Here is a 23,721-nt window from a genome sequence, read left to right on the forward strand (position 1 = left end):
CCCCCCGGCGCGGCGGCACCGCTGCGCCAGTTTTTCTCTTCTTAAATCCTCCGCTTGCGTTATAGTGACTCGTCCTCTTTTTATTGGAGAAAGTGATGATAACGGTTGAGATGCTGTCCACCGGTGACGAAGTCTTATCGGGGCAGATCGTCGATACAAACGCTGCCTGGCTTGCCGACTTTTGCTTTCAGCAGGGAATCCCGCTGACGCGACGCAACACCGTGGGCGATAACCTGGAAGACCTGGTGGCGATACTGCGCGAACGCAGTACCCAGGCGGATATCCTGATTGTGAACGGCGGCCTGGGGCCGACCAGCGACGACCTCAGCGCGCTTGCCGCGGCAACGGCCAAAGGCGAATCGCTGATTCTGCACGAAGAGTGGCTGGCGTTTATGGAGCGCTTCTTCAGCGAGCGCGGCCGCGTCATGGCGCCGAGCAACCGCAAGCAGGCTGAAATCCCGGCCAGCGCCGAGTTTATCGATAACCCGGTTGGCACCGCCTGCGGCTTTGCCGTCAAGCTCAACCGCTGCCTGATGTTCTTCACCCCGGGCGTGCCATCCGAATTTAAGGTGATGGTCGAACAAGAGATCCTGCCGCGCATTCGCCAGCGTTATCCGGTCGGCGAACCGCCGCTGTGTCTGCGTCTGACCACCTTTGGCCGCTCAGAAAGCGATCTCGCTCAGAGCCTCCAGCACCTTGAGCTACCGCCGGGCGTGAGCATGGGCTATCGCTCCTCGATGCCGATTATCGAACTGAAGCTAACCGGGCCTGCGGAGCATCGCGAAGCCATGCTGGCGCTGTGGCCGGAAGTGCAGAAAGTGGCGGGTGAAAGTCTGATTTTTGAAGGCACCGAAGGGCTGCCTGCGCAGCTGGCGCGAGTACTGAAAGAGAAACAGCTCAGCCTGACCTTAAGCGAGCAGTTCACCAGCGGGCTGATTGCTCTGCAACTGTCCCGCGCCCAGGCGCCGCTGCTCGCCAGCGAAGTGGTACCGCCGCAGGATGAGAGCTTAGCGCAGACCGCCCGCTGGGCCGCTGAACGCCGGGTGAATCATTTCGCCGGACTGGCGCTGGCGGTAAGCGGCCTTGAAAGCGAACACATCAACTTTGCGCTCGCCACCCCGGACGCCACCCACGCGCTCCAGGTGAAGTTCAGCAATACGCGACATAGTCTGGCGGTGCGCCAAGAAGTGTGCGCAATGATGGCGCTGAACATGCTGCGCCGCTGGCTGAACGGTCGCCCGGTTGCCAGTGAACACGGCTGGATTAATGTGGTCGATTCGCTTGTGCTGTAACACATCAACGCGTCGGAGATGGCCTTCGGCGCTTTTTCAGTCCAACCTGTTGTACTTGCTTTGAAATAATCTGTGCGCCATCTCTCATCTTTTTCCCTCCAAACCTCCATCAGGCTGGAATAGCCCCATCGTTTGAAGTTGCTCACAATTTAGCGCCCTGACAACCGCAACACTGATTCCAGTATTCAGGATTGGAGTCCAGTATGTTGGAATCAAGCAAAGTCCCGGCGCTCACCCGCGCCATTGATATTCTCAATTTGATCGCCCGTATCGGCCCCTGCAGCGCGGCGACCATTATTGACGAACTGGGTATCCCGAAAAGCACTGCCTATCTGCTGCTGGGGGAGTTAAAAAAACAGCGCTTCCTCAGCCTGGATAATCAGGATAACTATTGCCTGTGGACTAAGCTGGTTGAACTGGCCGGTCATGCTCTGAGCAAAATGGACCTGCGAGAACTGGCGCGCCCGCGCCTGACGCAGCTGATGGATCAGTGCGGACTGCTCTGCCACCTGGGGATCATCGATAACGGCAACGCCTATTACATTCTGAAGATCGAATCTCCGGCCACCATCAGCGTGCGTTCACATGAAGGCAAGAGCCTGTCACTTTATCGTTCCGGTATCGGTAAATGCCTGCTGGCCTGGCAACCTGAGCGGGTTCAGGAGTCGATTATCAGCGAACTGCGCTGGGAGCGGGCCACGCCGACCACCATCATCACTGCCCAGCAGCTTCACGATGAGCTAAAACGCATTCGTGCCAGAGGATGGAGCTTCGATAATGGCGAAGATTATCCCGACGTTCGCTGCGTCGCCGCACCGGTCTTTAACGCGAATAACGAGCTGACCGCTGCTATCTCAGTGGTGGGCACGCGCCTGCAAATCAACGAAGACAATCGTGATTACCTCGCCGGTAAGGCGATTGCCTGCGCGAAAGATATTTCACGCCTGTTGGGGTGGAAAAGCCCCTTTGAACAACAAGCCTCATAATAAGGAAAAACACTATGACCCTACCGAAAATTAAACACGTTCGCGCCTGGTTTATCGGCGGCGCTACCGCAGAGAAAGGCGCTGGCGGCGGTGATTATCACGATCAGGGGGCAAACCACTGGATTGATGATCACATTGCTACGCCGATGAGCAAGTACAAACAGTATGAGCAGTCTCGCCAGTCATTTGGCATCAACGTTCTGGGGACGCTGATTGTTGAAGTTGAAGCTGAAAATGGGCAGACCGGTTTTGCGGTATCAACGGCGGGGGAAATGGGCTGCTTTATCGTTGAAAAACACCTGAACCGCTTTATCGAAGGTAAGTGCGTCAGCGATATCAAACTGATCCATGATCAGATGCTCAACGCCACGATGTACTATTCCGGCTCCGGCGGCCTGGTGATGAACACCATCTCCTGTATCGATCTCGCACTGTGGGATCTGTTCGGTAAAGTGGTTGGCCTGCCGGTGTATAAACTGCTGGGCGGCGCGGTGCGTGATGAAATTCAGTTCTATGCCACCGGCGCACGCCCAGACCTGGCGAAAGAGATGGGCTTTATCGGCGGGAAAATGCCGACCCACTGGGGGCCACACGATGGTGATGCAGGGATCCGCAAAGACGCCGCGATGGTCGCTGATATGCGTGAAAAATGCGGCCCGGATTTCTGGTTGATGCTTGACTGCTGGATGAGCCAGGACGTTAATTACGCCACAAAGCTGGCTCACGCCTGCGCACCTCACAACCTTAAGTGGATCGAGGAGTGCCTGCCGCCGCAGCAGTATGAAGGCTATCGTGAGCTCAAACGCAATGCGCCAGCCGGGATGATGGTCACCAGCGGTGAGCACCACGGTACGCTGCAATCTTTCCGCACTTTGTCAGAAACTGGCATCGATATTATGCAGCCTGATGTGGGCTGGTGTGGCGGTTTGACCACGCTGGTAGAGATTGCCGCTATTGCTAAAGCGCGCGGTCAACTGGTGGTCCCGCACGGATCATCGGTCTATTCACACCACGCGGTCATTACCTTTACCAACACACCGTTCAGCGAATTCCTGATGACCAGCCCGGACTGCTCAACAATGCGTCCGCAGTTTGACCCGATTCTGGTCGGTGAACCGGTGCCGCAAAATGGGCGCATTCATAAAACCGTTCTCGATAAACCGGGCTTCGGCGTTGAGCTGAACCGCGACTGCAACCTGAAACGTCCTTATAGCCACTGATCCAGCCGTGCCGTACAGCATTGATGTGCGGCCCATTTTTTGAGGATATTACGATGAGCAACACCTTGCTTGAGAGCGTGGTGAAGAAAAACCGCGCCCGTTTGATCCCCTTTATGCTGGCGCTGTACGTGCTGGCATTTCTTGACCGCTCGAATATTGGCTTTGCCAAAGAGACCTATCAGCTGGATACCGGGCTAAGTAATGAAGCCTATGCGTTGGGGGCGGGGATCTTCTTTGTGGTGTACGCCTTTCTCGGGGTGCCCGCTAATCTGCTGATGCGCAAATTCGGCGCGCGAAAATGGATTGGCTGCACCACACTGCTGTGGGGCGTTCTGTCAGCAGCGATGGCGTGGGCGGATACCGAAGCGAAATTTCTGCTGGTGCGCACGCTGCTCGGTGCTGCCGAAGCGGGCTTTTTCCCCGGTATGATCTACCTGACCTCCCAGTGGTTTCCACAGCAAAACCGCGCCAGCATTATGGGGCTATTTTATATGGGCGCGCCGCTGGCGCTGACGCTCGGTTCACCTTTATCCGGTGCGTTGCTGGAAATGCACGGTTTTATGGGGCATCCCGGCTGGTTCTGGATGTTTATCATTGAAGGGCTGCTTGCCGTTGGCGCGGGATTCTTCACCTTCTTCTGGCTCGACGACACCCCGCAAAATGCGCGTTTCCTGACGTCCGCTGAGAAACAGGCGTTAATTAGCGAGCTGGCCAGCGAAGAGCAGAAAAAGGTCACTTCGCGTTTGTCCGATGCTTTGCGCAATGGCCGGGTCTGGCAGCTGGCGATTATCTATCTGACCATTCAGGTTGCGGTTTATGGCCTGATTTTCTTCCTGCCAACTCAGGTCGCTGCGCTGCTGGGCACCAAAGTGGGGTTTGTGGCCTCGGTAGTGACTGCGATTCCATGGGTTGCGGCGCTGTTCGGTACCTGGCTGATTCCACGCTACTCCGACCGTACCGGTGAGCGGCGTAATATCGCGGCATTCACTCTGCTGGCGGCAGCAATAGGTATTGCGGTCTCCGGTCTGGTTTCACCGGTGCTGGCGATCATCGCGCTGTGTGTAGCCGCCGTTGGCGTTATTGCCGTACAGCCGGTCTTCTGGACCATGCCGACGCAGCTGCTTTCCGGTACGGCGCTGGCGGCTGGCATTGGGTTCGTCAACCTGTTTGGCGCCATCGGTGGTTTTCTGGCGCCGATTATTCGCGTTCAGGCCGAAACGATCTTCGCCAGCAATTCTGCCGGATTATTGACGCTCGCCTGCGTGGCGATTGTTGGGGTCGTTATTATTTTTTCACTGCGGGTTAATCGCACGGTGCCGCAGGCTAGCACCTTACAGCATTAATTTAAGGGAGCACTATGAACGCCATTTTATCGAATCCATTTAAAGCGGGACTTTTGCAGGGAGAGGCGCAAATTGGTCTGTGGCTGAGCACGACCTCTTCCTACATGGCGGAAATTGCCGCCACTTCGGGCTACGACTGGTTGCTGATTGACGGCGAGCATGCGCCGAATACGGTCCAGGATCTGTACCACCAACTCCAGGCTATTGCTCCCTACGCCAGCCATCCGGTCATTCGTCCGGTAGAGGGCAATCGTAGCCTGATTAAGCAGGTGCTGGATATTGGCACCAGAACGCTGTTGATCCCAATGGTCGATACCGCCGAGCAGGCGAGGGATATTGTTTCTGCCACCCGCTACCCACCTGTCGGTACCCGCGGCGTTGGCGCTGGGGTGGCTCGCGCTGCCCGCTGGGGACGCGTGGAGAACTATATGGCGCAGGCCAACGACGAGCTGTGTTTGCTGATTCAGATGGAGAGTAAAACGGCACTTGAAAATCTGGATGAGATCCTCGAAGTGGAAGGTATTGATGGCGTCTTTATCGGCCCTGCTGATTTATCCGCCTCGTTAGGCTATCCGGATAATGCCGGGCATCCGGAAGTTCAGCGTGTTATTGAGCAGAGCATACGACGCATTCGCGCCGCGGGAAAGGCCGCTGGGTTCCTGGCCGTGGACCCAGAAATGGCGCAAAAAGTACTCGCGTGGGGAGCTAATTTTGTTGCGGTAGGGGTGGATACCAATCTCTATACCCGCGCGCTTGATGAACGTCTGGCGATATTCAAACCCTTGGCCGAACAACCAAAAGGAAAGGGGAGCTACTAGCGTTCTCCCCCTTTGGAAGGCGTTGTTTAAACTAACGCCCGCGCCAACAGCGTAATCGGATGCTCACAGCGCTTGCTGGTGGACATCTCAATCTGCCATTTGCAGGTTTCGCAGTCGGTAATCACCAGGTCTGCACCGCTCGCTTCAATTTGTGCGAAGAGCGGTGCGCCTATCGCCTGTGATGTTGGGTAGTTCTCCGTTTTGAAACCGTAGGTTCCCGCTATTCCGCAGCATTGTGAGTCCAGTACCTGCAGCTCAATACCCGGTATGCGCCGCAGCAGTTCGAGGGTGTACAGCGACCAGCCCATCTTTTCCATATGACACGGTGTGTGATACACCACCTTCAGTGGCAGCGGCTTTAACGGCAGTGCAGCGCCATCGTCCAGTTTGCGCCACAGCCAGCGGGTCGCCAGCTCAATGTTGTCGCGCAGGTCGTGGTTATCCACATCGAGCAGGTGCGGGTACTCATCGCGTAGCGTAAAGGTGCAGGTGGATGAGGTGGCAATCACCGGCAGCTTTTTGCCGCCAATCGCTTCCCGCAGTGAGGCAACGTTGCTTTGTGCCTGGCGGCGCGCTTTGTCAAAGAACCCGTTGGCAATCAGCGGCACGCCGCAGCACTTCTCTTTGCTGAGCAGCTGCACGCCAATCCCCATCGCGTTCATCACCTTAATCAGGTCGAGCCCGAGCTGTGGGTGGTTGTAATTGACGTAGCAGCCGTGGAAGAACGCCACCTGCTCGGCAAACTGCGCCTGCTGTGCAGCAAGGCGAGCGTAACGGCGGCGGAAGGTGCCGAACGAGTATTTCGGCAGGGCGCGGTGGTGGTCAATCTTCAGGGCGCTATCCAGCAACTGGCGTACCGGCTTCAGGCCGGTGGCGGCGTTGACGATGGGGGCGAACGGCGTAGAGAGCGTGCCCATCAGATCGGTATGGCTGAGGATCGTATCGCGGATGCCCGGCTTTTGCTGGCTATAGTCGGCGCGGGCGCGCTGGATAATATCGCCAATTTTTACATCGGACGGGCAGGCGACTTCGCAGCGCTTGCAGTTGATGCAGTATTTCAGCGCCTCGTCATACAGCCCGGCATCTTTGCGGCGCAGGCGTTCGCCGTCCGGCCCGGCCTGTTTTGGCCCCGGATAGCGCGGGTTGACGCGGCTGACGGGGCAGACGGTGGTGCATACGGTGCATTTAATACAGTTTTCAAAGCTTTGCTGGCTCATGCTTCACCTCCAGCTAAACGGATAATCTGTGCAGCCGCGTGTAGCGCGGTGACGGCGCACACGCCCCCGCCGCAGCCCTCGGCAATCGGGTCGAAACCGCCGAGCACCGAGCCGATGGCAAACAGGTTGCGCATAGGTAAGCCCCGGAACGCGGGATGCAGTTCGGTATCGACGATAGCACCGGACTGCTGCCATGGCTGTGGGTCAAAGAAGTCATTGCGGTAGCCTGCGCTGCGCGAGGCGGGCTGCTGAATATCCAGCCCCATGATCGACTCACGAATACCGTCGCGCCCGGCGGTCAGGCCGTTGCTGAAGAAGCTGCCGCTGGCTAGCACCGCAAAGCGTGGGCGCAGAGGGATATCGCCGTGGTTACGCGTCCAGACTTCCCGAACCTCGCCGCAGTCGTGGCTGACGCGCACCGCTTCATCGCCCGGCATCCAGGTGCCGCCCAGCGCAACAAACCGCCGTTGCAGCGAAGCGTGCAGTCGCATGCCTGGCACTGAAGGCGGCAGCGTTGGCAGCAGCGAAAGGGTGCAGGGGAGGTTATGGTTAAGCCAGTCGAACAGCGCGGTATCGCGCAGGCCAAAGCAGGCGGGCATCACCAGCGTATCGCGCCCTTCGCTGAGCGGTAGCAGCGCCTGATGCAGCACCGACCAATGCGCTTTTTCATCCAGCACTCTGGCGATATTGACCGCGCGGAACTCGGTGGGGTTCTCGCGCAGCACATCCAGCTCCGGTAAATCGATTTCAGCGGCATCGGCGTTAAATCCCTGCTGTTGCAGGGATTCGGCAACCAGATGCGGCTGGAAATCGAGAAACCCGCTAATGCCCACCACCCGAATGCGCCCGTGTGTGAGCGGGATAATCGGTACTTCCGACGGGCTGAGCCAAGCGGCGCGCTGGGTGCCCAGCGGGGTAATGCGCTGATGCGGCTTTGCTATATCACCGAGCATGTTCATCCCACACTCTGCCAGCAGGGTCTGCGTCTGTCGCGCATAGCGCTGCACAAGGTCAGCGCCAATCAGGCTATAGGGATGTTGTGGAGATTGCTCGCGCAGCGCGGCCAGCCCGCTGTCGAGGTCGGTAACCGGCTGGCCGTCGGGCAGGGTGCTGAGCAAGTCCAGCGAGCCGGAAGAGAAGTGCAGCGCGCTCTGGCCTCGACAAACAATCACCGCGCGCAGGCCCGCTTTTTGTAGCTGAATACCGCACAGCAGCCCGGCGAGCCCGCCGCCGATAATTACGCTATCAAATTTCATCTTCAGGCTCCTTTTTCAGGCCGCACAATCCCTGGTACACCCAGCGGGTCAGTTCGCTTTCGCGCAGCGCATCGCCCCAGGCGATCGGCTGCACGCCTTTCCAGCGCTCGTTGAGGAAGGCAGAAAGCTGGGTGAGCGATTGCGCCGAGGTGGCGGCGCGATAGCGCTGGAGCAGACCGGCGGCGCGACAGGCACACAGCTCGCCCTGACAGGTTCCCATGCCGACGCGGGTGCGACGGCGTAAATCCAACAGGTTATTGACCGCCAGATTTTCCACCGCGTACTCCACTTCGCCTGCGGTCACGGCTTCGCATTCGCAAACCACGCTGCGCTGCAATCGACTGTTGCCGAGCCACTCCGGCGTGCGGTCGCCGTGGCGATAGACCGCCGACCCGCGTAGCGGCGCGGGCAGGGAAATCATGCGCTGGAGCGTTTTCTCTGCGGATTCGCGAGAGCCGGGCAGCGGCGTTTGGGCGGTGGTGCAGGTGCCGCTGTGGTTGAGCTTGCGGCAGATAGCATCGGTGGCCCATTCCGCCATCAGACGGTAGGTCATCAGCTTGCCGCCGGTAATGGTAATAAACCCTTCCAGCCCGTCGCGCTCGGCGTGATCCAGCAGGACAATGCCCCGGCTAACGTTGCGCCCGCTGGGGTCATCGTCGCTGGCAACCAGCGGACGCACGCCGCAGTAAGCGCGAAGAATGCGGGTGTTCGCCATGATTGGTGACAGCTTCTCACCTTCGCGCAGCAGGATATCCACCTCGTCGGCGGTGACGCGGCAGCGGTCAATATCATCGTAATCAATGTGCGTTGAGGTGGTGCCAATCAGCGAAATCGTGTCGCCGGGCACCAGAATATCGGCATCGGCTGGCGGGCGGCAGCGGTTGATCACGTGCTGGTTGATACGGTTTTCAAAAATCAGCAACGAGCCTTTTGCCGGAAACATACGGATGCGCAGGTCGGCGTATTCGGCGATGCGCTGGCCCCAGATCCCGGCGGCGTTAACCACCACCGGTGCACGCAGCTCGCGTGGTTGCCCGGTGGTGTGGTTGAGCAGGCGAACGCCGCTGATGCGGTCATTGTGGCGAATCAGGCCGGTGACTTCATGGGCGGTAAAAATCGCCGCGCCGTGCTCGCGCGCGTCGAGCATATTGGCGGCGGTGAGACGGAAGGGGTCAACGGTGCCGTCGGGTACGCGCACGGCACCGACTAATGCCGGGTTCACCGCGGGCTCCATTCGACGCGCCAGCGCGGGGTCGATGGCTTCGGCCTGAATGCCCGCTATCTGGCAGGCATCCATAAAGGTGCGCTGGTAGCTGAGGTCGTCTTCGGGCAGGGTGATAAACAGCCCGCTGGTGGGCTCAATGCAGTGACGGGCGATGCGCCGCAGGATCTGGTTTTCGCTGATGCATTCGCGCGCCGATTCGCTGTCGGTGACCGCATAGCGTGCGCCGCTGTGCAGCAGGCCGTGATTGCGGCCGGTGGCGCCGGTGGCAATATCAAAGCGTTCAACCAGCGCAACCTTCAGCCCGCGCAGGGAGGCGTCGCGGGCGATACCGGCTCCGGTGGCTCCGCCGCCGATGATGATGGCATCGTATTCATTGACAGAGGCGCTGTCCATAATGTGTCCTCAATGTTCGTTTTAACAACATTAAGTCATGTGTATGGATTATTTTGTTTGATTTCGAACATATTCGCGCATTAATCGAAAAGAGTAATGGCGAGAAATGTGCTGCCTATCGCCTTTTATTAGATGTGCCCGTCGCCGACGAGCTGATGCAGGCAGTCGTGCAACAACTGTAAAGGGCTACCGCTCACCGGAGGTTCGCTGGCGATAAGCGACACCTGGCGATAGAACGGCGGCTCCAGCGGCACCGAGCGTAGCGGTTGCTCCAGCGTTTTCAGGGTTAGCTCCGGCAGCAGTGCGATGCCTAGTCCCTGACGAATAAAGCTCATCGCCGTGCTGGGGTGGTTAAATTCGTATTTAATGTTGGGGGTAATATGCATGCCGGCAAACAGCGACATGATGCTCATTTCATAGCGCCCTTTACTGACAATCAGCGGCTCGTCAAACAGGGCGTTCAGCGAAATGGCTTTTTTCCCCGCAAAGGGATGATTATCTGGCACCACGACGGCAAATCTGTCTTTATACACCGGTGCCACAAACATACCTTCGACCGGAATATGCACAAAACCGGCGTCGATAGTATTGCCGCGAATCGCATCGATAATTTCAGCGCTATTCGCTTCGTGGGGGACGATTTTAATATTCGGATGATACTGTTCAAAATAGCGCACCACCTCGGGCAGTACGCTGGCGCAAATACTCGGAAAGCAGCCAATGCGCAGCAGGCGTTGCGGCATTTTTTTCTCCTGCTCGGCAATCTCTTTAACCGCGCTGACTTCGCTCATCAGGCGGCGAAGGTGGGACACGATGCGAACGCCTGCGACTGTCAGCGTGATGGCCTTACGGCGCTCGCGGACCAGGATGGCGACGCCCAGCTCCTCCTCCAGCGCGGAAATAGCCTGGCTGACGGCGGACTGGGTCATGTACAGTCGTTTGCCCGCCTCGGTGAATCCCCCGCATTCGAGGACCGTTAACAGCGCGCCGATCTGCGTTAACGTCATTAGTCTTTCCTAATTAAAGTCATTAAAACGATTAATTTTACTAATTTATATCGCCTGCCTATAATTTTTTCTACGGACTGAATCACACAATCACGCACGCAATTATTTGTATTTATAATGCATTCCTGAATTATATATTCGTGATGAATGTGATAATGCGCGCCGTTTAATTAGGTTGCATATAAATGAAAGAAAAATTATGGACTAAAGATTTTTGGGCAATCACGATTATTAGCTTTATTATCTTCTTCGTATTTTATGTTCTTCTCACGCTCCTGCCGATTTACATCGCCGATAACCTCCACGCTACGGCGGAGAAAGCCGGGCTGCTGGTGACCTTTTTCCTCGCCGCTGCAATTATCGTCCGCCCGTTTGCCGGGCAATGGGTGGGAAAATATTCGAACAAAACGATTCTGATGCTCTCCTCCCTGGCGTTTTTAGCGGTGACTGCGCTGTATCCGTTCTGTCATTCCATTGAAGCACTGCTTTTTATTCGCGTGCTGCACGGTATTACCTTTGGGGTGATCACCACGGTGAAGGGTACGATCTCCGCGCGCCTGATTCCTGCTTCCCGACGTGGGGAAGGCATCAGCTTTTTCTCTTTAGCCATGGGGCTGGCGATGGTCGTGGGGCCGTGGATTGGCCTGAATATGGCGCGGCATAGTGCGTTTACCCAGGCGTTCTGGATGTGTACCCTGGTCTCGGCCATTGGTATCGTGTTGTCATTGATGGTTCGCGTGCCGCCGGTTATTCGTCATGCCGATGGTTCTCAGCCAAAGCTCGGTTTCTCCGCCATGTTCGATCGCGCCGCTATGCCGTTTGCGCTGGTCACCTTCTTTATGACCTTCTCCTACGCTGGCGTTTCTGCATTTCTCGCCCTGTATGCGCGTGAGCTGGATCTGATGGCCGCCGCCAGCAACTTCCTGCTGTGCTACGCTGTTTTCCTGATGATCTGCCGCGCCTTTACCGGCAACATCTGCGATAAAAAAGGGCCGAAATATGTGGTCTATCCTTGCTTGCTGGCGTTCACTATCGGCCTGGTCGTGCTGGGATACACTCACGGCAGCGTGTCGATGATTCTGGCAGGCGCGTTAATTGGTATTGGCTACGGTTCGGTGACGCCTATCTTCCAGACGCAAATTATCAGCTCGGTGGAGCCGCATAAAATTGGCGTGGCGAACTCGCTGTTCTTCAACGCGATGGATGCCGGGCTGGCAATTGGTGCTTTCGTGATGGGGATGATGGTGGAAGGGGTGGGCTACCGCACTATTTACCTGGTCGGTGCGCTGCTGGTGGTGTTGGCGGGGGCGCTGTATATCTCGCAGATGAAGCGCCGAGGCGCGATGCCGCTGGTTAGCGCACACGAGGTGCACTAACCGTTACATCTCAATTTCTATATCGCCCTTTGCCCTGCAACAGCAGGGCAAAATTTCACCCGGCTGGATAAAAGCCAGCGGCTCGGTCAGCCAGTCAACCTGGCCCGACACCAACCGCGTGCGGCAGGAGCCGCAGTAGCCTTCGCGGCACTGGTATTCCACCTCAACGTTGTGAGACTCCAGCGCCGCCAGCAGGGAAGGGTGTTCATCCTGGCACTGTAAACGCGTGCCAGAGATGCGCAGAAAAACGCGGCTCATTAGAGCTGGAAGTCGCTGAGATCGTCAGTATTGACTTCCGAGTCAATCTGGCCGACCAGGTAGGAGCTGACTTCCACTTCCTGCGGGGCAACCTGCACGTTATCGGACACCAGCCAGGTGTTGATCCACGGAATCGGGTTGGATCGGGTCTGGAACGGCAGATCCAGGCCAACCGCCTGCATACGAATGTTGGTGATGTACTCAACGTACTGGCACAGAATGTCTTTGTTCAGGCCAATCATCGAGCCGTCGCGGAACAGATAGTCCGCCCACTCTTTTTCCTGCACCGCCGCCTGCACGAACAGGTCGTAGCACTCCTGCTTGCACTCTTCCGCAATCTCCGCCATTTCCGGGTCATCCGCGCCGCTGCGCAGCAGGTTCAGCATGTGCTGGGTACCGGTCAGGTGCAGCGCTTCATCGCGGGCGATCAGGCGAATAATTTTAGCGTTACCTTCCATCAGTTCGCGCTCGGCGAAGGCGAAGGAGCAGGCGAAGCTGACGTAGAAGCGAATCGCTTCCAGCGCGTTCACGCTCATCAGGCAGATGTAGAGTTTCTTTTTCAGCTCGCGCAGGTTCACGGTCACGGTTTTGCCGTTGACGGTGTGGGTGCCTTCGCCCAGCAGGTGCCAGTAGCTGGTCATTTCGATCAGCTCGTCGTAATAGCTGGAGATGCCTTCCGCGCGCTTCTGAATCTGTTCGTTGGTAACGATGTCATCAAACACAATCGCCGGATCGTTGACGATGTTGCGGATGATGTGGGTGTAAGAGCGCGAGTGGATGGTTTCAGAGAACGCCCACGTTTCAACCCAGGTTTCCAGTTCCGGAATGGAAATCAGCGGCAGCAGCGCGACGTTCGGGCTACGGCCCTGGATGGAGTCCAGCAGGGTTTGATACTTCAGGTTGCTGATGAAAATATGCTTTTCGTGTTCCGGCAGCGCCTGGTAGTCGATACGGTCGCGGGACACGTCAACTTCTTCCGGACGCCAGAAGAAGGAGAGTTGCTTTTCAATCAGTTTTTCGAAGATGTCATATTTCTGCTGGTCGTAGCGTGCCACGTTGACCGGCTGGCCAAAGAACATCGGCTCTTTGAGCTGATCGTTTTTCGTCTGTGAAAAAGTGGTATATGCCATTGATGTCAATCCTGTCTGGAGAGTAATGCCGGATGGCGGTTACTTACCTGCTTACAATATCATCGCAAATAAATCCGTACACCGAATAAGGTTTTGGTCGATACGGAAATCAAAGGCCGGGTCAGCGTGTCGCTGCCCGGCAATGGTTATTAGATCTTACAGGCGCCGCTTTCGCAGCCGTCATCCTGAATGGAAGGGGCCAGATCGTCCTGCGCATCTTCCGCACCGTCACGGGTGTTCTGGTAGTACAGCGTCTTCACGCCAAATTTATAGGCGGTGAGCAGGTCTTTCAGCAGCTGTTGCATCGGGACTTTGCCAGATGGGAAGCGCGTCGGATCGTAGTTGGTGTTGGCCGAGATCGACTGGTCGATAAATTTCTGCATGATACCCACCAGCTGCAGATAACCGTCGTTGTTCGGCATTTCCCACAGCAGCTCGTAAGCGTTGTGCAGGTGTTCGTAGTCCGGCACCACCTGGCGCAGGATACCGTCTTTCGACGCTTTGATGCTCACGTAGCCGCGCGGCGGTTCGATGCCGTTGGTGGCGTTGGAGATCTGCGAAGAGGTCTCGGACGGCATCAGGGCAGAGAGCGTGGAGTTACGCAGGCCGTGGGTCTTAATGGACTCACGCAGCGTTTCCCAATCCAGATGCAGCGGCTCGTTGGCAATCGCATCCAGGTCTTTCTTATAGGTGTCGATCGGCAGAATGCCCTGCGAGTAGGTGGTTTCATTGAACCACGGGCAGGCACCTTGCTCTTTCGCCAGCTCGTTGGAGGCTTTCAGCAGGTAGTACTGAATCGCTTCGAAGGTCTGGTGCGTCAGGTTATTGGCGCTGCCGTCGGAGTAGCGCTTGCCGTTTTTCGCCAGCCAGTAGGCATAGTTGATAACGCCGATACCCAGCGTACGACGACCCATTGCGCCACGTTCAGCGGCTTTAATTGGGTAATCCTGGTAGTCCAGCAGGGCATCCAGTGCGCGCACGGCCAGCACCGCCAGCTCTTCCAGCTCGTCCAGGCTTTTGATAGCGCCCAGGTTGAAGGCGGACAGCGTACACAGGGCGATTTCGCCGTTTTCGTCGTTCACGTCGTCCAGCGGTTTGGTCGGCAGGGCGATTTCCAGGCACAGGTTAGACTGGCGCACCGGCGCGACTACCGGGTCAAACGGGCTGTGGGTGTTGCAGTGGTCAACGTTCTGAATGTAGATACGACCGGTAGAGGCACGTTCCTGCATCATCAGAGAGAACAGCTCGACCGCTTTTACGCGCTGTTTGCGGATGCTGTCGTCGTTCTCATATTGGGTGTACAGACGTTCGAACTCGTCCTGGTCGGCGAAGAACGCATCGTACAGGCCTGGGACGTCGGACGGGCTGAACAGGGTGATGTCGCCGCCTTTCAGCAAGCGGGTGTACATCAGTTTGTTGATCTGTACGCCGTAGTCCATATGACGCACGCGGTTGCCTTCCACGCCGCGGTTGTTTTTCAGCACCAGCAGGCTTTCGACTTCCAGGTGCCACATTGGGTAGAACAGGGTGGCCGCACCACCGCGCACGCCGCCCTGGGAGCAGGATTTAACCGCCGTCTGGAAGTGCTTATAGAACGGAATACAGCCGGTGTGGAACGCTTCACCGCCGCGAATCGGGCTACCCAGCGCACGGATGCGACCGGCGTTGATGCCGATACCGGCGCGCTGGGAAACGTATTTCACGATAGCGCTGGAGGTGGCGTTGATGGAATCCAGGCTGTCGCCGCACTCGATCAGTACGCAAGAGCTGAACTGACGAGTTGGGGTACGCACGCCGGACATAATCGGCGTAGGCAGAGAAATTTTGAACGTGGAAACCGCATCGTAGAAGCGCTTCACGTAGCTCAGACGGGTTTCACGCGGGTAGTTCGAGAACAGGCACGCCGCGACCAGAATATAGAGGAACTGGGCGCTCTCGTAGATTTCGCCGGTCACGCGGTTCTGTACCAGGTATTTCCCTTCCAGCTGCTTAACGGCAGCGTAGGAGAAGGTCATGTCACGGTCGTGAACAATGAACGAGTCCATCTGCTTGAACTCTTCTTCCGTATAGTCTTCCAGCAGATGATTGTCGTATTTACCCAGGTTAACCATGTGTTTGACATGGTCGAACAGTGCCGGTGGCTCAAACTGGCCGTAGGCTTTTTTGCGCAGGTGGAATACCGCCAGGCGCGCGGCCAGGTACTGGTAGTCTGGTGCTTCGCTGGAGATCAGGTCTGCGGCTGCTTTGATGATAGTTTCATGAATGTCGGACGTTTTAATCCCGTCGTAGAACTGGATGTGTGAACGCAGTTCGACCTGAGAAATCGAAACGTTGTGCAGCCCTTCGGCGGCCCAATCCAGCACGCGATGAATTTTGTCGAGGTTAATGCGCTCTGTGCGGCCGTCACGCTTCGTCACCAGCAGACTCTGATTCATGTGATTTTTACCTGTCCGTGAAAAGGAAAATATCCCCTGATTTATCCACAATTGCCGTTGTAGCAAAACCTGTGGATAAATACTACATGTAGGGGTTCGTTGATTAATTAAACGCTATATGGTGAGTATTCTAGTCTGGATTCTTTTGAGCACAAGGGTTGATTTTGAGGTTAACTTGAGGTTGATAAAGGGTAAAAAACGCTAAGTCCACGGCACGTAAGGGCTGGCGGGAATGTCAATAATTTGCAAAAAAAAATGAAAATTTGATCGAGTGCTGATTTCTTCGTCGAAGGGGGAAATTGCGCAATATGATGTAGCGCAATTTTGTCGTAAATACATCCTAATGATTGGTAGGGGGCACGTAGGCCTGATAAGCGTCATCAGGCCATGAGCGCAGATTTACTCTGCTTTTGCGGTGGTGTGTAGCATATAGTTAACGTCTACGCCCGGTGCCAGCTTAAAGCTGTTGGTGATTGGGTTATAGTGCAGGCCAATCATATGGCGCTCTTTCAGCACGGTCTGGTCAACCCAGCTCAGCAGTTCGGCCGGCTTGATGAATTTCTTCACGTCATGGGTGCCTTTTGGCACCATGCGCAGAATGTACTCCGCGCCAACTACTGCCATCAGCCAGGATTTGCCGTTGCGGTTGAGCGTGGAGAAGAAGACCTGACCGCCGGGTTTCACCAGTTGGGCGCAGGCTTTCACCACCGACTGCGGGTCCGGAACGTGTTCCAGCATCTCCATGCAGGTCACCACGTCATACTGCCCGGCGTGTTTTGCCGCATGCTCTTCGACGGTTTCCTGCACGTAATCGACCGGAATACCGGTTTCCAGCGAGTGCAGTTTTGCCACCTGCAGCGGCTCAAAGCCCATATCCAGGCCGGTGACCGTCGCACCTTCACGCGCCATGCTTTCGGCCAGAATGCCGCCGCCGCAGCCGACATCCAGCACTTTTTTGCCAAACAGTCCGCCGGAACGTTCGGCGATGTAGCCCAGACGCAGCGGGTTAATGCGGTGCAGAGGCTTAAATTCCCCCTCCAGATCCCACCAGCGTGACGCGACGGCCTCGAATTTGGCGATCTCTTCGTGGTCTACGTTGTGCGCTACCGCAGCTTTTTCGGCATTCATGGCTGTTCCTGCTCCTTATTTCGTTATTGCCAGCGAGTATATCAGTACCACTGTGTGAATAAAGCGTTCGCGGGGTGCTAATGGGTTTACCTGTCTTTACGCTAATGTGTTATAATTTGCGACCTTTGAATCCGGGAATACAGTAGAGGGATAGCGGTTAGATGAGCGACCTTGCGAGAGAAATTACACCGGTCAACATTGAGGAAGAGCTAAAGAACTCTTATCTGGATTATGCGATGTCGGTCATTGTTGGCCGTGCGCTACCGGATGTCCGAGATGGCCTGAAGCCGGTACACCGTCGCGTACTTTACGCCATGAACGTATTGGGCAATGACTGGAACAAAGCCTATAAAAAATCAGCCCGTGTCGTGGGTGACGTGATCGGTAAATATCACCCGCATGGTGATATTGCCGTCTATGACACTATCGTCCGTATGGCACAGCCATTCTCGCTGCGATACATGCTGGTAGATGGTCAAGGTAACTTCGGTTCTGTCGATGGCGACTCCGCCGCAGCGATGCGTTATACGGAAATCCGTATGTCGAAAATCGCCCATGAGCTGATGGCCGATCTGGAAAAAGAGACGGTGGACTTCGTCGATAACTACGACGGCACCGAACGTATTCCAGATGTAATGCCGACCAAAATTCCTAACCTGCTGGTTAACGGTGCCTCTGGTATCGCCGTAGGTATGGCCACCAACATTCCACCGCACAACCTGACGGAAGTGATCAACGGCTGTCTGGCATATGTCGACAACGAAGACATCACCATCGAAGGTTTGATGGAACACATCCCAGGCCCGGATTTCCCGACTGCCGCCATCATCAATGGCCGCCGCGGGATTGAAGAAGCCTATCGTACCGGTCGTGGCAAAGTGTACATTCGCGCCCGCGCGGAAGTCGAAGCCGACGCCAAAACCGGTCGTGAAACCATCATCGTGCACGAAATTCCGTATCAGGTGAACAAAGCGCGCCTGATCGAGAAAATCGCCGAGCTGGTAAAAGATAAACGCGTTGAAGGCATCAGCGCGCTGCGTGACGAGTCTGATAAAGACGGCATGCGCATCGTGATTGAAGTGAAACGCGACGCGGTCGGGGAAGTGGTGCTGAACAACCTCTACTCCCAGACCCAGCTGCAGGTCTCCTTCGGTATTAACATGGTTGCGCTGCACCATGGTCAGCCGAAGATCATGAACCTGAAAGAGATTATCGCTGCGTTCGTGCGTCACCGCCGTGAAGTGGTGACTCGCCGTACCATTTTCGAACTGCGTAAAGCACGCGATCGCGCGCACATCCTGGAAGCGCTGGCCGTTGCGCTGGCTAACATTGACCCGATCATTGAACTGATCCGTCGCGCGCCAACCCCAGCCGAAGCGAAAGCGGGCCTGGTGGCACAGTCGTGGGAACTGGGCAACGTTTCCGCGATGCTGGAACGTGCGGGTGATGACGCGGCGCGTCCAGAGTGGCTGGAACCTGAGTTTGGCGTTCGTGACGGTAAATACTACCTGACCGAACAGCAGGCACAGGCGATTCTGGATCTGCGTCTGCAGAAACTGACCGGCCTTGAGCATGAAAAACTGCTCGACGAGTACAAAGAGCTGCTGGAACAGATAGCAGAACTGCTGCGCATTCTGGGCAGCGCCGAGCGTCTGATGGAAGTGATCCGCGAAGAGCTGGAACTGGTTCGCGAACAGTTCGGCGACGCGCGTCGTACTGAAATCACCGCCAACAGCGCCGATATTAATATCGAAGATCTGATCAGCCAGGAAGATGTTGTCGTCACGCTGTCTCACCAGGGTTACGTTAAATATCAGCCGCTTACCGATTACGAAGCTCAGCGTCGTGGTGGTAAAGGCAAGTCAGCTGCCCGTATTAAAGAAGAAGACTTTATCGACCGCCTGCTGGTGGCCAACACCCATGACACTATCCTCTGCTTCTCCAGCCGTGGTCGTCTGTATTGGATGAAGGTTTATCAGCTGCCGGAAGCTAGCCGCGGCGCGCGTGGCCGTCCGATCGTCAACCTGCTGCCGCTGGAAGCGAACGAACGTATCACCGCCATCCTGCCGGTACGCGAGTACGAAGAGGGCGTGAACGTCTTTATGGCGACCGCTAGCGGTACCGTGAAGAAAACGGCGCTGACCGAGTTCAGCCGTCCGCGTTCTGCCGGTATTATCGCGGTGAACCTGAACGAAGGCGACGAGCTGATTGGCGTTGACCTGACCTCCGGTACCGATGAAGTCATGCTGTTCTCTGCCGCCGGCAAAGTGGTGCGCTTTAAAGAAGATGCCGTCCGCGCAATGGGTCGTACTGCGACCGGCGTACGCGGTATTAAGCTCGCGGAAAAAGACAGCGTGGTATCGCTGATTGTTCCACGCGGCGAAGGCGCAATCCTGACCGTGACCCAGAACGGCTACGGTAAACGTACCGCTGCCGAAGAGTATCCGACCAAGTCGCGTGCGACGCAGGGCGTTATCTCTATTAAAGTCACCGAGCGTAACGGCTCCGTGGTGGGCGCGGTGCAGGTTGACGACTGCGACCAGATCATGATGATCACCGATGCCGGTACGCTGGTGCGTACTCGCGTGTCCGAAGTCAGCGTGGTAGGGCGTAACACCCAGGGCGTTATCCTCATCCGTACTGCGGAAGATGAAAACGTAGTGGGTCTGCAGCGCGTGGCCGAGCCGGTTGATGACGAAGAGCTGGACGCTATCGACGGTAGCGTGGCGGAAGGCGACGATGATATCGCGCCGGAAACCGACAGCGATGACGATGTAGCGGACGATGCTGAAGAGTAATCGTTGAGCAACGTTGAGAAAGGGCCGGTGAAAATCGGCCCTTTTTTATGCGAGCGGTATTCCCGGCGTCGCTTCGCTCGGTCGGGCTACGTGGTATAGAGCAGCCCGGACACCGACTCCGGGATGTTCTAAGTGACTCTCTGATTGCGGCTAGCGGCTTTTCCCGCTACCTTAACCACATCCTGTTAGCCCTCAACGGCGGAGTTTCGCCACTTTGAAATATCTTGTCTCCTTTCGCACAACGCTGAAAGTTTCACGTTACCTGTTTCGGGCGCTGGCGCTGCTGCTTTGGCTGCTTATCGCGCTGATTTCCGTCTTCTATATCGTGAATGCCCTGCATCAAAAAGAGTCGGAAATCCGCCAGGAATTTATCCTTAACTCCGATCAGGCCCAGCGTTACTTCCAGCGCACCTCCGATGTGATAAAGGAGCTCAAGTACATTGCGGAAAACCGACTCACCGCGGCGAACGGTGCGCTGCCGGGCGGGCAGGTAAAAGACAATTCCGATGTGCCGGATTTTGAACCGCTGTTCCCCGACTCTGACTGCGGCACCCTCGACACCACCTGGCGTGGTCCGCTGGAATCGCTGTCCTGGTTCTTGCGTTACTGGCGGGAAAATTTCTCGGCGGCTTACGATCTCAACCGCGTCTTTTTAATCGGCAGTGACAACCTGTGCATGGCCAACTTTGGCCTGCGCGAAATGCCGGTAGATCGCAGCGAGGCGCTGAAGGCGCTGCACGAACGCATTATGGCCTATCGCAATGCTCCGCAGGACGATCGCGGCGGCAACCTGTTCTGGGTCGGGCAAGGGCCGCGCCATAGCGTCGGCTACTTCTATGCGCTGACGCCGGTCTATCTGGCAAACCGTCTGCAGGCGCTGCTGGGCGTTGAGCAAACCATTCGTGCGGAAAACTTCTTTACCCCGGGCAGTATGCCGATGGGCGTATCCATTCTGGATGATAACGGCAACACGCTGATTAATCTGGCGGGGCCGGATACCAAAATGCATATCAACGCGCGTGGATTGCAGGAGCGACTATGGTTCGGCTATACCGCCGGCTACCGTGAGCTGGTGCTGAAAAAGACGCTGTCGCCGTCCTCGCTGAGTATTGTCTACTCGGTGCCGCTGGATGCGGTACTGGAGCGGATTCGTATTCTGGTGCTGAATGCGCTGTTGCTGAACCTGCTGACCGGCATTGCGCTGTTTACCATGGCACGCATGTACGAGCGGCGTATCTTTTTACCGGCTGAATCCGATGCGCTGCGCCTTGAAGAGCACGAGCAGTTCAACCGCAAAATTGTCGCCTCGGCGCCGGTGGGGATCTGTATTCTGCGTACTCAGGACGGCACTAACATCCTGAGTAACGAACTGGCGCATAACTATCTCAATATGCTGACCCACGAGGATCGTCAGCGTCTGACGCAGATTATCTGCGGCCAGCAGGTTAACTTCGTCGACGTGCTGACCAGCAACAATACCAACCTGCAAATCAGCTTCGTTCACTCGCGCTACCGCAACGAAAACGTAGCGATCTGCGTGCTGGTGGACGTGAGTTCGCGCGTCAAAATGGAAGAGTCCTTGCAGGAGATGGCGCAGGCGGCGGAGCAGGCGAGCCAGTCGAAATCGATGTTCCTCGCTACCGTCAGCCATGAGTTGCGCACCCCGTTGTACGGAATTATCGGTAACCTCGACCTGCTGCAAACCAAAGAGCTGCCGAAGGGCGTTGACCGCTTGGTCACAGCGATGAACAACTCTTCCGGGTTGCTGCTGAAGATCATCAGCGACATCCTCGATTTCTCGAAAATTGAGTCCGAGCAGCTGAAAATCGAGCCGCGCGAGTTCTCGCCAAAAGAGGTGATGAACCACATTACCGCCAACTACCTGCCGCTGGTGGTGAGAAAACAGCTCGGCATGTACTGCTTTATTGAGCCGGATGTGCCGATGAAGCTGATGGGCGACCCGATGCGCCTGCAGCAGGTTATCTCTAACCTGCTAAGCAACGCCATCAAGTTTACCGATATCGGCTGTATCGTTTTACATCTGAAACGCGAAGGGTATTACCTCAGCATCAGCATTCGTGATACCGGTGTCGGCATCCCGGCGAAAGAAGTGGTGCGCCTGTTTGACCCATTCTTCCAGGTGGGGACCGGCGTACAGCGTAACTTCCAGGGGACCGGGCTGGGGCTGGCGATTTGTGAAAAGCTGGTCAATATGATGGACGGCGATATCGCGGTAGATACCGAACCGGGTATGGGCAGCCAGTTTACGCTGCGCATTCCGCTGTACGGTGAGCAGGATGCTACGCCGTTGGCGATTGACGGGCTGGCGAAGATTCGCTGCTGGCTAGCGGTACGTAATGCGTCGCTCTCCGACTTTATTCATTCGCTGCTGAGCTGGCACGGTATGGACGTTCGCCTGTACGACGGTAAAACGCCGGGGCCGGACGATCTGCTGATCGCTGATGACGAGCTGTCGCAACCATGGGCGGGCAGGGCTGCGGTAGTTTTCTGTCGCCGCCATATTGGTATTCCACAGGAATACGCGCCGGGCCAATGGGTGCACAGTATTGTCTCTCCGCATGAGCTACTGACGTTGCTGGGGCGTATCTACCGCGTGAAGGTGGAAACGGGCGATGCGGCGGAGCTGCAGTCTGCCCATGAAGCCCCGGCAGACAGCAACGACGACATGATGATCCTCGTCGTCGACGATCATCCAATCAACCGCCGATTGCTGGCCGATCAGCTGGGATCGCTGGGATATCAGTGTAAAACTGCCAACGACGGCGTTGATGCGCTGAACGTATTGAGCAAGAATCACATTGATATTGTGCTCAGCGACGTCAACATGCCGAATATGGACGGTTATCGCCTGACGCAGCGTATTCGACAGCTGGGGCTGACGCTTCCGGTCGTTGGGGTGACGGCCAACGCGCTGGCCGAAGAGAAGCAGCGCTGTCTGGAATCGGGGATGGATAGCTGCCTGTCGAAACCGGTGACGCTGGACGTGCTCAAACAGACGCTAACGGTCTATGCCGCACGCGTCCGTAAAGCGCGGGAATAAAGTATTTTATGGGTAGCCCGGCCAGGCGAAGCGTCGCCGGGATTATCACAGATGGTACGACGGCAGCATCGCCATCGGGCCTATGTAAAGCAGGCCCGATGTGCAACGCTGTTTAGTCTTTGTCTGACGGCGAAAGCGTCACGGAGGAGAGGTAGTTCAGCAGCGCGATGTCGTTTTCCACGCCCAGCTTCATCATGGCCGATTTCTTCTGGCTACTGATGGTTTTGATGCTGCGGTTCAGCTTCTTCGCAATCTCCGTAACCAGGAAGCCTTCAGCAAAGAGACGCAGCACTTCGCTCTCTTTTGGTGACAGGCGCTTGTCGCCGTAACCACCCGCGCTGATTTTCTCCAGCAGGCGAGAGACGCTTTCCGGGGTAAACTTCTTGCCTTTTTGCAGCGCCGCCAGCGCTTTTGGCAGGTCAGTCGGCGCGCCTTGCTTCAGCACGATCCCTTCAATATCCAGATCCAGCACGGCGCTCAGAATCGCCGGGTTGTTGTTCATGGTCAGCACGATAATAGCCAGACCTGGGAAATGGCGTTTGATGTACTTGATAAGCGTAATACCATCACCGTACTTGTCTCCTGGCATGGAGAGGTCGGTAATTAGTACGTGTGCGTCAAGCTTCGGTAAGTTGTTAATTAGCGCAGTGGAGTCTTCAAATTCGCCAACAACATTAACCCATTCAATTTGCTCCAGAGACTTACGGATCCCGAACAGCACAATCGGATGGTCATCGGCAATAATTACGTTCATATTGTTCATGTAAAGGCTACCTTG

17 protein-coding genes are annotated in these 23,721 nt (G+C 56.4%); 8 read left to right on the top strand and 9 right to left on the bottom strand.

Translation table 11 applies throughout. From position 1 onward, the window contains the following. Positions 1 to 95 precede the first annotated feature (95 nt). From HII27_RS04890 to yfaU, 5 genes are all read left to right on the top strand, one after another. Positions 96 to 1,292, top strand: coding sequence for a nicotinamide mononucleotide deamidase-related protein YfaY (locus HII27_RS04890; RefSeq protein ID WP_185666851.1), 1,197 nt, complete (start codon positions 96 to 98; stop codon positions 1,290 to 1,292). Between the two features lie 203 nt (positions 1,293 to 1,495). Beyond that, the gene (locus HII27_RS04895) at positions 1,496 to 2,278 is read left to right on the top strand and encodes an IclR family transcriptional regulator (RefSeq protein ID WP_185666852.1); all 783 of its coding nucleotides are present in this window, start codon (positions 1,496 to 1,498) and stop codon (positions 2,276 to 2,278) included. 14 nt (positions 2,279 to 2,292) lie between these two features. After that, positions 2,293 to 3,498 (top strand): L-rhamnonate dehydratase, encoded by a 1,206-nt coding sequence (rhmD, locus tag HII27_RS04900; RefSeq protein WP_139539127.1) that lies wholly within the window; start codon positions 2,293 to 2,295, stop codon positions 3,496 to 3,498. A 53-nt stretch (positions 3,499 to 3,551) separates the two neighbouring features. After that, positions 3,552 to 4,841, top strand: a complete 1,290-nt coding sequence (locus tag HII27_RS04905; RefSeq protein ID WP_185666853.1) for an MFS transporter — start codon at positions 3,552 to 3,554, stop codon at positions 4,839 to 4,841. Between the two features lie 14 nt (positions 4,842 to 4,855). Then, positions 4,856 to 5,659, top strand: a complete 804-nt coding sequence (gene yfaU, locus HII27_RS04910; RefSeq protein WP_185666854.1) for a 2-keto-3-deoxy-L-rhamnonate aldolase — start codon at positions 4,856 to 4,858, stop codon at positions 5,657 to 5,659. Between the two features lie 26 nt (positions 5,660 to 5,685). Here yfaU and glpC read toward each other — a convergent pair whose 3' ends face one another. The 4 genes from glpC to HII27_RS04930 form a co-directional block, all read right to left on the bottom strand. Continuing rightward, positions 5,686 to 6,876: an anaerobic glycerol-3-phosphate dehydrogenase subunit GlpC gene (gene glpC / locus HII27_RS04915; RefSeq protein ID WP_185666855.1), complete on the bottom strand. Its 1,191-nt coding sequence runs from the start codon at positions 6,874 to 6,876 to the stop codon at positions 5,686 to 5,688. Further along, complete coding sequence (gene glpB / locus HII27_RS04920) at positions 6,873 to 8,132, bottom strand: glycerol-3-phosphate dehydrogenase subunit GlpB (RefSeq protein ID WP_185666856.1); 1,260 nt, start codon at positions 8,130 to 8,132, stop codon at positions 6,873 to 6,875. Before glpB ends, glpC begins: the two co-directional genes overlap by 4 nt. Then, a complete protein-coding gene (glpA, locus tag HII27_RS04925; RefSeq protein ID WP_185666857.1) occupies positions 8,122 to 9,750 on the bottom strand; it encodes an anaerobic glycerol-3-phosphate dehydrogenase subunit A in 1,629 nt (542 codons plus the stop codon). The genes glpB and glpA overlap by 11 nt, the downstream gene beginning before the upstream one ends. Before the next feature lie 128 nt (positions 9,751 to 9,878). Further along, positions 9,879 to 10,757: a LysR family transcriptional regulator gene (locus HII27_RS04930; RefSeq protein WP_185666858.1), complete on the bottom strand. Its 879-nt coding sequence runs from the start codon at positions 10,755 to 10,757 to the stop codon at positions 9,879 to 9,881. Positions 10,758 to 10,942: 185 nt separating this feature from the next. On the opposite strand from HII27_RS04930, the gene HII27_RS04935 reads away from it, so the two are divergent. Next, positions 10,943 to 12,133, top strand: coding sequence for an MFS transporter (locus tag HII27_RS04935; RefSeq protein WP_185666859.1), 1,191 nt, complete (start codon positions 10,943 to 10,945; stop codon positions 12,131 to 12,133). 3 nt (positions 12,134 to 12,136) lie between these two features. Here HII27_RS04935 and yfaE read toward each other — a convergent pair whose 3' ends face one another. The 4 genes from yfaE to ubiG all read right to left on the bottom strand — a co-directional run bounded on the left by yfaE (position 12,137) and on the right by ubiG (position 17,084). Next, complete coding sequence (gene yfaE / locus HII27_RS04940) at positions 12,137 to 12,391, bottom strand: class I ribonucleotide reductase maintenance protein YfaE (RefSeq protein ID WP_035892620.1); 255 nt, start codon at positions 12,389 to 12,391, stop codon at positions 12,137 to 12,139. Continuing rightward, complete coding sequence (nrdB, locus tag HII27_RS04945) at positions 12,391 to 13,521, bottom strand: class Ia ribonucleoside-diphosphate reductase subunit beta (RefSeq protein WP_035892621.1); 1,131 nt, start codon at positions 13,519 to 13,521, stop codon at positions 12,391 to 12,393. The genes yfaE and nrdB overlap by 1 nt, the downstream gene beginning before the upstream one ends. Before the next feature lie 149 nt (positions 13,522 to 13,670). Next, positions 13,671 to 15,956, bottom strand: a complete 2,286-nt coding sequence (nrdA, locus tag HII27_RS04950; RefSeq protein WP_185666860.1) for a class 1a ribonucleoside-diphosphate reductase subunit alpha — start codon at positions 15,954 to 15,956, stop codon at positions 13,671 to 13,673. Positions 15,957 to 16,355: 399 nt separating this feature from the next. Then, positions 16,356 to 17,084, bottom strand: a complete 729-nt coding sequence (ubiG, locus tag HII27_RS04955; RefSeq protein ID WP_185666861.1) for a bifunctional 2-polyprenyl-6-hydroxyphenol methylase/3-demethylubiquinol 3-O-methyltransferase UbiG — start codon at positions 17,082 to 17,084, stop codon at positions 16,356 to 16,358. Between the two features lie 161 nt (positions 17,085 to 17,245). On the opposite strand from ubiG, the gene gyrA reads away from it, so the two are divergent. Then, positions 17,246 to 19,882, top strand: a complete 2,637-nt coding sequence (gene gyrA / locus HII27_RS04960; RefSeq protein ID WP_185666862.1) for a DNA topoisomerase (ATP-hydrolyzing) subunit A — start codon at positions 17,246 to 17,248, stop codon at positions 19,880 to 19,882. Between the two features lie 214 nt (positions 19,883 to 20,096). Next, positions 20,097 to 22,943 (top strand): two-component system sensor histidine kinase RcsC, encoded by a 2,847-nt coding sequence (gene rcsC / locus HII27_RS04965; protein WP_185666863.1) that lies wholly within the window; start codon positions 20,097 to 20,099, stop codon positions 22,941 to 22,943. 112 nt (positions 22,944 to 23,055) lie between these two features. On the opposite strand, the gene rcsB is transcribed toward rcsC, so the two are convergent. Then, on the bottom strand, positions 23,056 to 23,706 hold the full coding sequence (rcsB, locus tag HII27_RS04970) for a response regulator transcription factor RcsB (RefSeq protein ID WP_064544005.1): 651 nt from the start codon (positions 23,704 to 23,706) through the stop codon (positions 23,056 to 23,058). Between the last annotated feature and the right edge of the window lie 15 nt (positions 23,707 to 23,721).

It is taken from the genome of Kluyvera sichuanensis (assembly GCF_014218705.1).
In the GTDB taxonomy this organism is placed as follows: Bacteria; Pseudomonadota; Gammaproteobacteria; order Enterobacterales; family Enterobacteriaceae; genus Kluyvera; species Kluyvera sichuanensis.